The following is an 11793-nucleotide window of genomic DNA, read 5'->3' as shown; positions in this document are numbered from 1 at the left end:
CCGTCGCGCACTTCTGTAATCCGCGCCAGGCGCAGGTTTTGATAACCCGGCCGCGGGGTTTTGCGCACTGCCAGCTCTAGCCGCGGCACTGCCAGCTCAAGGACCTGCTCTGACCGAAGTGCCGAGGCCGAGTCGCTGACCGTTTCCGCAACGATGCCCCAACGCGTCGCCGAGCCTTCGTCATCATAGGGTGCGGCATCACGGTTGTTTGGCGAGGTATCGGGCAGGGTCAGCCAAATGAACATGCCCGCCCCATCCTCGGGGACATCAATGGGCAATGGCAAAGGGGCAGTGCCGGGCGCGTCAAAGGGCGTCCCATCGGGCATCATCCCCGAAATCGAACGCAGCGCGATACGCCCCTGTTGGGCCTGATCCCGGTCCATCACCATCTCGATCACGCCCCAAGGATAGGGAGTAATGACGCGAGTCCGCGCCTGAATCAAATTCTCGAGGTAGCGGTCTGATTGCTGAAGATGATGGGGCTGAAGAAACAGCCCCTCCTTCCATGCGACTTTGCTGAACCAGGACATTGTGCTTTCGAATTCCCAATGCGTTTTAATTTTTGGCGCGGACAGGGGCGCTGGAATGGATGCCTCTGTCCGCCTTCGCGCGTGCCTTGCTCGCCGTGGCCAGCCTTAGAACTGCAACCGCAGCTGTCCGGTGACGCCGACGCTGTCCAGGCTGTCGCCAAAGCGGGCGTCGATGCGGGTGCCTGCGCTGAACTGGCGCGCGCGCCCCATCTGACCCGACAAAACCTTGACGTAGTTGGCGCCGATGCTCAGCTCGGTATAGGCTCCCAAGTTATCGGTCTTGAGATGCTGCGGGCTGAACTTGTCGTCCCCTGCCAAGGTGAAGGTCGAATCCGTGCTGCTGGCAAAGTCCTTGTAATACGTCCCAGTCGCGAAAAGGTTCAGCGCCGCATTCTGTTCCGGCTGAACATAGGTGCGCGTCAACGTACCGCCAAAGAAGCCGACCTTGCGCTCGGTATCTTCGAAATCAAGGGTGTAGCCGTCATCAAAGCGGATCTGGTCAATCTTGATCTTGGACCATGCAAAACCAGCCGAGGGGACGAACTGCCACTCGCTATTGGCGATCGGCATCATATAGCTCAACGAGCCGCTGATCGTATTGGCCCGGCTCTGGAAAGTCGCATCGGTCAGTCGCAACGCGTCACCTTGACCAAAGGCGTCGTTGTTAAGATCGAAATCCGTGACTTCGTGGCGATATTGCAGATCCACCGTCCAGCGATCACGCGAGGCCGTCATGTAAAGACCGCCATAGATTTGATCAAAGTCCGACTTGGTGACACTGGCCAGACGGCGCCCGATCGAGTTAACGCTGCTATTGGCATAGTTGGGCTGCTCGGTCGAACCTTGGTTGACCCCCAAAAGCGCGCCGAATGCCATGTTCCAGCCATCGAAATAGCCGTTGAAACAGGCCAGATCGGTCCCGACCTGCATACCGTAATATTTCGCGCGCACCTCGCTTTGATAGCTGGCAATGCCGTTGTCGGTCTTGCCCTGCGCGGTTGCCGTCCCCCCCAGAGCGCGCCCCCAAGAGCCGATGCCACAGGACTTTTCAGCATCCTCATAAGCCATGCCCACGACATAGGGGCTAGAGGGGCGGTTGATGACCGAACCGATCAGCGAATGGGTCAGGGCCACATTGCCCAAAAGTGCGCCGATGGCCGGGTTGGTGCCGCTGACCACATCCAGATTGCCAGTCTCGCGGTTGCGCACCAGCTCATAGACAATGCGTGCCGACGAAAGCGAGATCGGCTCGTAAGAGAAAGACAGATCGTTTTTCTGCGACGGGTCCAGCTCGACCACGGTGACGCTGGCGCCAAGATCGTTAACGGTTGCATCCGACAAGATGTCGAAGTCGAAATACATATCGCCCGAGGCAGGTCCGCCGATCACGCGGATTTTGTCCGAGGTCATCTCGGCAAGGTTCAGGTCCAGCTGGAACTGCCCCGTCCCGTTCAGACCGCCAAGCGTCAGCTCACCGCCAACGTTGCGGTTGTGCATATCGACGACGCCATTATTGGTCAGCGTGCCGGAAATTCGGGCCGTATTGGCCTGAATAAGCCCGCTATTAATCGCATTTCCATCAATCCGCGCGCCACTTCCCAAGGTCGCCTGGCCGCTTGCTTGGTTCAAAAGATCGCCCTGCAAGCTGCCCGCCAAAGTCAGGCGGTCGTGGTTTTCCAAGCCACGGTCAACGCGCAACTGGGCCGATCTTTCCACAATCAGGGTTTCGCGGTTGTCCAGCACCCCTGCTCGCAAGCGACCCGAGACGGTCATGGCTTGCTGCTCATTGGCATTGGTCAAACGGCCGGTGACACGACCCGAGCCGGTCAGCGTCCCACGCGACAAAAGATCGCCCGCGATGACCCCGCGATCAAGCTCGATCCGACCCGAAGACAGGTTCTCGACCCCACCTTCCAGAGTGCCGCGCACGACCATGGCACCCGCATTCGCTACACCATTGCTAAGGCTAAGCGTGGTCCCCGTCGTGATTTCGGCGGTGCCACCAGCACGGTTGTCCAATGTCGCAAGACGTGCGTCCGCTAGGGTCTGAACATGGCCCGAGTTATTAACCCGTCCTTCAATCGCGCCAGCCAGCAGCACCGTGCCGGCGCGGTGGTTGGAAATGGTGCCAGTAATCTGGCCTTGGTTCTCGATAACGCCACGGTTGTCGATATCGGCGGTCAAAGCGCCCCCGTTGGCAATCCGACCCGTATTCGAAATCCCGTAAGCAACGTTTAGCGCATCATCACTTGCCAGTTCGATCTGGCCCGCGTTCAGGACACCATTCACCGTTCCCGTCATGCGGAAAAGGCCGCCGACCAGATTTTCGATGACGCCTTCGACGCGGCCATTGCCATTGATCACGCCCGAATTGGCGACAAGGATTGGCCCGGCAACATCAGGAGCCTGCGTTCCCGCAGCCCGCAAAGTGCCATTAACGGTCATGGTTCCAGCATTCTCGGCAGTGCTGCGCAATGCCAGCGTCGTGCCAGCCGTCACCAATGCCGTCGCGCGCCCACGGTTGACCAGATTGGCAACGATCAGATCGCCAGAGGTCGTAAAGGCGCCGCGGTTGGTGGTGGTCCCCCCAATCTCGCCCGCAAGCGAGGCCGTACCAAGGTTCTCGATCCCGTCGACCAGGGTTCCGCTGCCCGAAAGGCTGCCTCGGTTGATGATCGCACCATCGATGCCGCCCCCATTCAGCGTCACTACCCCCGAGGCCGCATTGTCCAGCCCCCCCAGCAAAGCCCCGGCGATTTGCATGGTGTTTTGGTTCACCGTGCCGCCCACAACGTTCAGGGCTTGACCCGCCGCGATATCAACCGTGCCCGTTGCAATGTTGTTCAGCCGCCCCGAAATCGTACCAGCGCCCGAGACTGCCCCGGCATTGGTCACGTCATTTTCGGCGCGGCCCCCCTCCATGACCAACTGGCCACCCGCAAGGTTGTTCACATCACCGCTCAGGCGCCCGGCAATCGCAATGGTGCCCGTATTATCAACGCCTTGCGCCAGAATAAGACGATCGGATGCCTGCACAGCCGTCAGGCTGCCGGCCACGTTGTTCAGACGATTGTCCAACCGCCCGTCCCCAGTCAGCGTGCCGCCATTGACCAGATTTCCGCTAAGTCGGCCGCCGCCAAGAACCACCATACCGCCTGCATTGTTGCTCACCGCGCCAGCCAGATTGCCCACGACCTCGACGCGCCCGGCATTGGCCAGACCCCCGTCGAACTGAAGCCTCTCGCCCTGCGCAACCCGGACAGTACCCGCAGCAAGGTTGTTGACCGCGCTGGACAGCGTCCCTGTCCCTGACACCTCGCCGCTATTTTCAATCGCGCCGGAAATCCTGCCGCCATTCAAAACGATATGACCGGCGTTCACCGCACCTTGCTGCAGGGTCAGCGTCTGGCCGCCATTGGCTTGCACAACGCCGCCTGCAAGGTTGTTGACCACACCGGTCACGATGCCGTTCCCGCTTAGCCTGCCAAGGTTATCGATCGTCCCGCCGATCGTGCCGCCGTTCAGCGTAACCTCGCCCCGGCCACGGTTATCGATGGCCCCCATATAATTCCCTGCGACCACGATGGCGCCCGCGTTTGCGGTAATCCCGCTCACGCTTAGGGTCTCGCCCGATCCCAAGGCGATGCTGCTGCCAAAATAGTTGGTCAGATTGCCAGCAACGGTGCCTGTACCCGACACGGCGCCAAAGTTGCGCAGCGTGCCGGTCAGAGTGCCGCCACCAAATCGCAGCGTCCCGCTTTCTTCGTTGGTGGCGACCGCGGCGGTCATGGTTCCGTTCAAGTCAAATTGACCGCTGTTGGTCATCGAACCTGCCCCAAGCTGCAGATCCGTTCCGGCGGTCACGGTCATTGCATTGGTGTTCACGACGCCGCGCGCGGTCAGATCCCCGGTCGTCCATGTCGTACCGCCATTGGTGATGACACCCGTAACCACGCCTTGCAGCGCTGCCGTTCCCGGCGCATTCGTCGTCAGCGCGCCCTGAATGATACCTGTGTTGATCAGATGCCCGGTGTTGCTGATCGGGGCCGAGATCACCCCGGCGTTGTTGATCTGCCCCGAGGCACCGTTCACCACGGAATTCGCCGCAACCGAGGCACCCGCGGCAATCACCAGCTGGCCGCTCTGGTTATTGAACTGGTTCAGCCCGACAATGCTTCCTGCAGCGTCGACGTTAACGTTGCTGTAATTGTTGATGTTGAAGTTGTTGCCGGTCAGCGTTGCCGAGACGTTCACCACGCCGGCGGGCGTGTTCAGCAGATCGCCCATCAGCATCGCCGTATCGGAATCAGTATAGTCTATCCGGCCGCTGTTGGCGATCGCGCCGTTCAGGAAAACGCGCCCGGTGATGTGGTTATTGGCACCAAAAGCCAGATTCTCGGCCGTGATCCGGATCGCCGAGGTCTCGGTTCCTGTGATCGTGCCGTTGTTCATAAAGGTCTGACCAACCTCAAGCGAACTATCCTGGTCGGCCTGCCCGATCATGCTGCCATTATTGATGAAATCGCCGCTGACGACTGTGCTGCCGCGCAATTCTGTCTGCGTCCCGGTTTGCGAGGTATAGCTTCCCGCAATCGTCGCAGGTGCACCCGCCACATCAGATCCGATCGTGGCATTCGAATTATTGACGACGTCGCCAGCAACCGAGCCCGCCAGATCCAGCGTCCCATTATTGACGACATCCCCTCCGACGCTGCCGGTTTGACCGATATTCAGCGCACCGCCAGCATCATTGGTGGCATTGCCAAGCAGCCTACCATTCAGGTTCGTCGTGCCGTCATTTCCAATCAGATCGCCCCGGATCACCGCGTTTTCGGCGACGTTGACCGTGCCGGTGCCCCGGTTGTCCACCGCAGAAATAGACGAGCCCGCCAGCAGGTTCGTCGTGCCTGTCCCCAGGTTATTGACCGTCCCGGATGTCGTGCCAGCCAGATCCGCCGTGCCCGAGTTATTCAATGTGGTCAATGTACCCGTCGAGTTCAGCGTCAGCACACCACCGCTAGAGTTCGTGGTGATCCCCCCGACCGAGCCGTTCAGGATCAGCGTACCCGTATTTGACGCAATCGGACCGGTGACACGCCCACCTTGTGCCAAAGTGAATGAGCCCTGATTGCTCAAGGATCCGATCGCACCGCTGCCCGCCACCAGAACGGATCCGGTGCTGGCATTGGTCACGCGCCCCGTCACCGTACCCGCAATCTGAGTGGTAACCGAGCTGGAGTTGTCCGAGATTGCGCCATCGATCCGACCGCCCTGACGCACGGTCAATGTCGCATTCCCGGCGTTGGTCACATTGCCCGTCAGCGTGCCCCGAACATCCACAGTGGCGCCGCTGTCATTGGCGACATTGCCGTTCATGGTGCCATTGGCATCCAATCGCAGCGTCGCCCCGTTGATATTGCTTAACGGGTCCGAGCCGGTCATGGACAACGCGCCGCCACTTGCGATGCGAATGGTGCCGCCATCATTTTCAATATCGGCGCTTTCAAGGCGATGACGGTCCTCGACGACCACCACGCCTACGCTTTGGTTTTCCAGCCTTCCGACGGTCAACTTGCGGCGCGTACCATTCGGGTTTTGACTGACTTCGACGCGGCCAAGGTTCGTCAACGTCCCCTCGATCTCGCCATAACCATTGATCAGGCCATTTTCAGCATTGGCGACATCTTCGGTGACCTTGCCCCCGCGCAGGGCAAGGGTCGCGTCGTCGGCATTGTCGACCGCCCCCTCCAGCGTACCCCTAATGACCGCAGTGCCCGTGTTGTTGAGCTGACCCTTATGGATGCCCTGCACCCCACCCTGATCGGCCAGCTCGAAGCGGCCAGCATTGTTCAGCTCGCCACGACTTTCCCCGGTCGAGACGAAATTGACGAGTTCACCGATCGTCAACGACAGCATGTTGGAGCCCGACTTGCCCGAATAGGTCAGCAGCCCCTCGCCGCGCACGACGACATTGCCCTCAAGCGAGGTCAGGATCTTCAGTTCAGTCGGCGAGGTCGCATTGCCTTGCGCGGCCGCCAGTTCAAAAATCAGAAGCCGGTTTTGAACCACATTGCCGTCGCTATCGCGCTCGGTATAGCTGCCGATAAGGCGCCCGCTTCGGCCCGCCAGCGTATAATGGCTGGATTCGGCGCGGATGATTCCAACATCAACCCCATTCTCGACCTCTAGGCGCACCTGCGTCTGCGTAGAGCTGCGCTCCGGCAGGACCGCCGTGTCATTTTGCGGGTTCAGGCGTCGGGTCTGAGTTTGCCCAACTGCAGACGACCAAATGGGAGAGTTATTACGCCAACGCCCGCTGCGCTGCGCATAGGTCCCAGGATCGCCGTTATTCAGATAGACGTCATCAGCCAAAGCCCTGGTCGCAACATGGCCCTGAAGGCCGACTGTCATTAAAGCCGTGCTAAGCAAAAATTTCGCGCGCGCACCCAGAACAAGTTGCGGCAGACAGTTACGAAAGCGAAGACGGGCACGGGGCATCGGGTGGCTCTTCTCTAAACACAGTGAACACGGCACTCGTTTCGATTAGCATTAACGAACATATAATTCGAGACGTGATGATCTAATTAGGCAAATTAAACGATATGCCGCACCGGAAAAACCTTGGAAATTTTCCCTCGCGCGCCCCCAAAAACACGCCGATACGGCCCAAGACTGGCACGAGCGGCACAAGAGCCGGGGCAACAGCGGCAAAAATCCGGCCTAGGGCGCAGAATCATCCAGAATCGCATTCATCTGAGCCACGAATTTTTCGACCTCGGGCGAGGCTTTCATGACCATCGTTTGCGGCATGGCGGTGGCATCGCTGACCGCGCGCGCGCTCATTTTCCGATCGGCCCAGGCGCGCAGGTCGGCGACGCTATAGCCCGCAAGGAATGGGTTGGCCGAAACCACGCCCTGGCCCATGACTTGCGCCACCGACAATGCGGGATCGGCGCTTAAGACCTGGCTTGCGCCCATCGGGCCAAGGAAATGCGCCAGATAAAGGTTGCCCGCCGTGATCTGATGGCCGCGGGCGCGCAAAAAGGCCTCGTTTTCCTGCGCCAGATGACGCACCATCTGACGCGACATATCTGGCTCAAGGCGCAGATCCAAAAGCTGTTGCTGACCCATCGTGGCCACAAGATCGGGACGATAGCTGCGCATCATGCGCATCCATGTGCTTTCGATGAACTGCCCAAGCCCGGTCGCGGTCGACAGCGGATTTTTCGCTGCAGCATTGCCGCCACTTTCGACATGGATGATCCGCGAAATCAGCATTTCAACGGCATTCGAGGCCAAAACCTCGGTTCCGCCCGTCAGGTAGGGTATGGGATCAACCGGCTTTGCATCTCGCATCAGCTGAAAGCGCAACCCGGTTTCACCGCCCGCGGTGGCGGCCGCAATCTGACCAATCGCGGCACCCGCCTGAACATCGGCCCCCACCACCAGAGCCTGCGGCAGCTGGTCTAGCCCGTCATATCGCGTGGTAAAACCATCGGCATGGGTCAACGTCAATGATGCCGCGCGCCCCGCAGCGGCGGGGGTTAGTTCCGCCACGCGGCCCGACAGCGCAGCCACAACCGGGGTGCCTTGTGCGGCACGCCAGATGACAAAGCCCGCACCATTTTTGGCGTCGGCACGCTGCTCAGACGCCCTGGTCGGGGCAAAGCGCTGCGACAGGACACCCACCACTGGCGGGGTCAAAACCGGCTGACCAGCATCAACGATCACCCTTGCGCCGGGGGCGTAGCATTCATATCCGCCCTCACGCCGAGGCACGACATAGCAGCGCTTTTCACCCGACGGCCCCTCGACCCCGATATATAGAACCTGCCCCGCCTCATCCGCGCCGGGTCCCGGTTTTGTGGCATAAAGCAGCGCCAACTTGTCACCTTCTGCCGCATAGGCATCCAGATCATGAACCTTGGCCATCAAGGCAATCGCCTCACCAATCACCGGGCCGGGGACGCCATTGCGGATCGCCGCCGAGTAAATCACATCAAGCAAACGAAATTGTGGTTGATCCGAGGCCAGATCCTCTGCTTCGGACTGATCCAGCAGCGGCTGATCAGCCCAAGGATCGGCAGAAACCACCAATTGGCCGCTGCCGCCGACGGCAAGCGAACCGATATAAGCGCCCGCATGATACAGTGACAGCTGCATCACCTCGCGCGCGCCGGCACTTTGCCGATAACGCAGCGCCAGAACCGATCCGCGTTGCAGCTCGGGCTCTATCTGCATTTGTGACAGCATCCGCGCCTTGATCCGCTCGGCATGGGCGCGATCAAAGCCGTTGGCCTGCAACAGCGCAGCAATGTCAGTAGGTACGCGCAGCTGAAGGACCATATCTTGCCAAAGCGCTGTGCGGTTTGACGGATCGCGAATGAACGCCATGCTTGAGCCACGCGCCTTGGTCTCGTCCTGCCCAACCGAAACCGTCGCCCCCGGGACAATCCCAACCTCGGCAGAGGCAGCCATCAGGCGTTCACGGCTACGCTCGGCTTGAAAAAGGGCGAATTCCTCGCGCGTGGTGGGCAATGACGCAATCAGGCGACGTTCGCGTTGGTAAAGATCCTCGCTGATCAGGGCCAGTCGATCGGGCTCGGGCGGCCCGACGCGGATCGGGCTGAGGTCCGAGGGGCCGGTCATATGCTTGCCGGTGGCGGCATCGCCTTCGGGGCCGGCAATCACCATCGGATCGCCCGCGATATTGGTGAATGTATCGCCGCGCACCACCGGCGCGATGTCAAATTCGCTTTCGGTCTGCGTAATCTGATCGTCCGCTCCAGCGACGGCAATGGAACGCGGCGCAAGGCGTGCCATCAAGGAAGCCCCCGCCAGATGCCAGCCAAACCAGCCCGCCCCAATGATCAAAAAAGCAATCAGCGCCAGACGAACAACGCCCATCCGATTGCGGCGACGGCGGGCGCCCTGGCTCATCTCGCGGAATTTAGGGTCGATTTCGATCATGGCGCGTTATCGAAAAAGCCCGGTGCCACCAAAGCCGGGGGCGATGCGTGGGGGCGTCGCGGGCGTGGTGGTGGCGGGGGGATTGGCGGGAGGGTTGGGATTGCGGGGCCGACCCTGCGCCGCAGGGCGCCCCGCCGCACCCGAAGGTTGCACGGCAGGCGTGTTGCGCCTTGATCCCGAGGTGCGCGAAGAGTTGCGGGGCGTTGTCTGCGGCGTCGCGACAGGTGTGGGCGCGGGGCAGTTCAGATCCGGACCCGATAAAATCGCACGGTAAAGATCAATTTCTGGCCCATTACCCGGCGCGCGAACATTTGCGGCCTGAAAATAACGCTCGACCGCTGTGACCGATCCACGCCCCCAAACGCCATCAACCTGCGAACCATAGCATGACATGCGCTGCAACTCTGCCTGGATCGCCTGCGCCAGGCTGCCTGCATCGGGATCGAAAGCCCCCGAGGCCACCATCTCGCGATAGGTCTCGGGGTTGTCGGCACGAAGGCGGGCGCGCTCGGCATAGGCGACACCCAAGGGGCCACGCGGCAAACTGGCCAAAGCCGGGGCAGCCTGTTCCCCGACGATGATCGAAGGTTCCGGCAGGCCCGCAAGTCGTGGCTGGATCGATCGATCACCGGCCCCTTCCACCAAGGCCTCAGGCGGTGGGGCCGCCGGGGTCCCCCCTTCTGGGGCAATCTCCTGCCCGACGATGCGCGGACTGGGATCGGATGTGGGTTTCAGTGTGGTGATGATAATGCTGTCTTGCTCGACCCGCGGGACAGACAAATCGGCCAGCACGGGCTGTGCGCCTGCCAGCAAAATCAATGCCACAACCCGGGATATAATGCGATATTTGCGCCTCGCCGACATAGGCCTGATCTAACTTGGCCGCGGAGAAACAAAGACCGTCCAGTCGGTCTGCTCCTCGGTGTCGATTTCCAGAAAGCGCGCATCGATAAAGCCGCGCACCAGACAATCACCCTGACGCGCTATCTCGAAGCGTTTTGGCGCGACGCAGAGCGGGATCACACCGGGCAAAGCCTCTTTGCCGAAAACATCAACGGCAAACACATAGAAATAACGGCTTTGCAGCGCCTCGCGCAGCAGGGTGGCGCATTGATTGGGGGCCACGCGCCACCAGCCCCGCGTGATGAAAGCATCGGGTCCAGGTCGGTCGGGGCTGGGTTGGGCAATCGCCACATTCAGCACATCGTAGGATTGATTGCACAGCTTGAACGCCGCAGCCCCCAGCCCCGGCATCAACAGACTTGCCCCCAAAGAGACCGCCACCAACAGAAACCTTTGCGCGCGTCGCATCCCCTCTCCACAGGCGTAATGATCATTTACATGTCGCAATTGAGCTAACATGACTGCCATGTTATGCCGCATCAAAAGATCGCGCACCAGAGCGGCAAATTCGCCCATGCCACAGTTGAACCCGATGTAACCACGATGCAGGAACTCTGATGAACCGCGTCACGCTGCCCGCCACGATCTTGCTTGGCTTTGCGCTGATCGCCCCCAACCTCGGCTTGGCGGGTGAGGCTCAAGGGGGGATCGCAATGGAATTGAACCAAGCCCAAGACGCCCAGTCGGCTGGCTGCCAACTGACCGTTGTGGTTGAAAATGGCAGCGGTCTGGCGCTGGCACGCGCTGCCTGGCAGATCGCGGTTTTCGACACCCAAGGCGCCGTTCGCGCGCTTCCTGTTCTGGATTTCGGGGCATTGGCCAAAGATAAAACCAAGGTTGCGATGTTTGTCTTACCGGGTGCCACTTGCGCCAGCACTGCCCGCATCGTGGTCAATGATGTCGCCGAATGCCGTGTCGAAGGGGGCGAGAACCAGCCCGATCTGTGCCTTGCCGGGCTAAAGGCCAGCACGCGCACCTCGATTGCCTTTGGCCTTTAGGACCTACCCGCCAGATGTTTTTACCAGATAGCATTCAAGACCTTACCATTTCGACGCTGGTTGTTTTCGCCGCACTTGGGATCTTGTCAGTCGTCACTGTCGCGGTTGCGACATTTAAGATCCTGCAGTTCCGACGCATGGGCGTTGGGCATCACAAGGTTGCCGATGACATTTTGAATGACTGGTTGAACGGTCGCCCCAACGAGGCGCAGCGCAAGGCAGCTCAGGACCGCTCGGTGCAATCGCGGGTTTTGGGCGCAGTCATGTCGGGGCTGCGGGCAAGACCGGGGGATCAGGAATACGGCGAGGAACTGGGTCGGCAAATCGCCTTGTTCGAGCTGACCGAGATGGGCTCGCGTATGCGGATGCTTGAGGCCGTGGTGCAGGGGGCG

The 11793-nt window shown here is 60.5% G+C and carries 6 protein-coding genes and 1 pseudogene; 2 read left to right on the top strand and 5 right to left on the bottom strand.

Features of this window, described 5'->3' with window-relative positions; genetic code table 11:
* From tssK to RTS12_RS17610, 5 genes are all read right to left on the bottom strand, one after another.
* The coding region (gene tssK / locus RTS12_RS17630; protein WP_312530845.1) for a type VI secretion system baseplate subunit TssK at window positions 1–530 on the bottom strand (530 nt) is incomplete at its 3' end.
* Between the two features lie 105 nt (window positions 531–635).
* Window positions 636–7028 carry a hypothetical protein gene (locus RTS12_RS17625; RefSeq protein WP_312530843.1) on the bottom strand — a complete coding sequence of 2131 codons (6393 nt, stop codon included), beginning with the start codon at window positions 7026–7028 and terminating at the stop codon, window positions 636–638.
* Window positions 7029–7250: 222 nt separating this feature from the next.
* Window positions 7251–9500 carry a peptidoglycan DD-metalloendopeptidase family protein gene (locus RTS12_RS17620; protein ID WP_312530842.1) on the bottom strand — a complete coding sequence of 750 codons (2250 nt, stop codon included), beginning with the start codon at window positions 9498–9500 and terminating at the stop codon, window positions 7251–7253.
* Between the two features lie 6 nt (window positions 9501–9506).
* Window positions 9507–10319 (bottom strand): hypothetical protein, encoded by an 813-nt coding sequence (locus RTS12_RS17615; protein ID WP_312530841.1) that lies wholly within the window; start codon window positions 10317–10319, stop codon window positions 9507–9509.
* 54 nt (window positions 10320–10373) lie between these two features.
* The gene (locus RTS12_RS17610; protein WP_312530839.1) at window positions 10374–10811 is read right to left on the bottom strand and encodes a DUF1036 domain-containing protein; all 438 of its coding nucleotides are present in this window, start codon (window positions 10809–10811) and stop codon (window positions 10374–10376) included.
* Window positions 10812–10960: 149 nt separating this feature from the next.
* Between RTS12_RS17610 and RTS12_RS17605 the strand changes: the two genes are divergently transcribed.
* Both RTS12_RS17605 and RTS12_RS17600 read left to right on the top strand, forming a co-directional pair.
* Window positions 10961–11401 carry a hypothetical protein gene (locus RTS12_RS17605; protein ID WP_312530837.1) on the top strand — a complete coding sequence of 147 codons (441 nt, stop codon included), beginning with the start codon at window positions 10961–10963 and terminating at the stop codon, window positions 11399–11401.
* Window positions 11402–11415: 14 nt separating this feature from the next.
* A pseudogene (locus RTS12_RS17600) lies at window positions 11416–11793 on the top strand (MotA/TolQ/ExbB proton channel family protein); the annotation flags it as partial.

Origin of the sequence: Paracoccus sp. (in: a-proteobacteria) (genome assembly GCF_032007265.1) — a bacterium.
GTDB lineage: Bacteria > Pseudomonadota > Alphaproteobacteria > Rhodobacterales > Rhodobacteraceae > Paracoccus.
This window is presented reverse-complemented; position numbering and strand designations above follow the sequence as displayed.

Coding starts and splice junctions, on each gene's coding strand:
- RTS12_RS17625 (WP_312530843.1), bottom strand. CDS start 7,028: ATGCCCCGTGCCCGTCTTCGCTTTCGTAACTGTCTGCCGCAACTTGTT.
- RTS12_RS17620 (WP_312530842.1), bottom strand. CDS start 9,500: ATGATCGAAATCGACCCTAAATTCCGCGAGATGAGCCAGGGCGCCCGC.
- RTS12_RS17610 (WP_312530839.1), bottom strand. CDS start 10,811: ATGCGACGCGCGCAAAGGTTTCTGTTGGTGGCGGTCTCTTTGGGGGCA.
- RTS12_RS17605 (WP_312530837.1), top strand. CDS start 10,961: ATGAACCGCGTCACGCTGCCCGCCACGATCTTGCTTGGCTTTGCGCTG.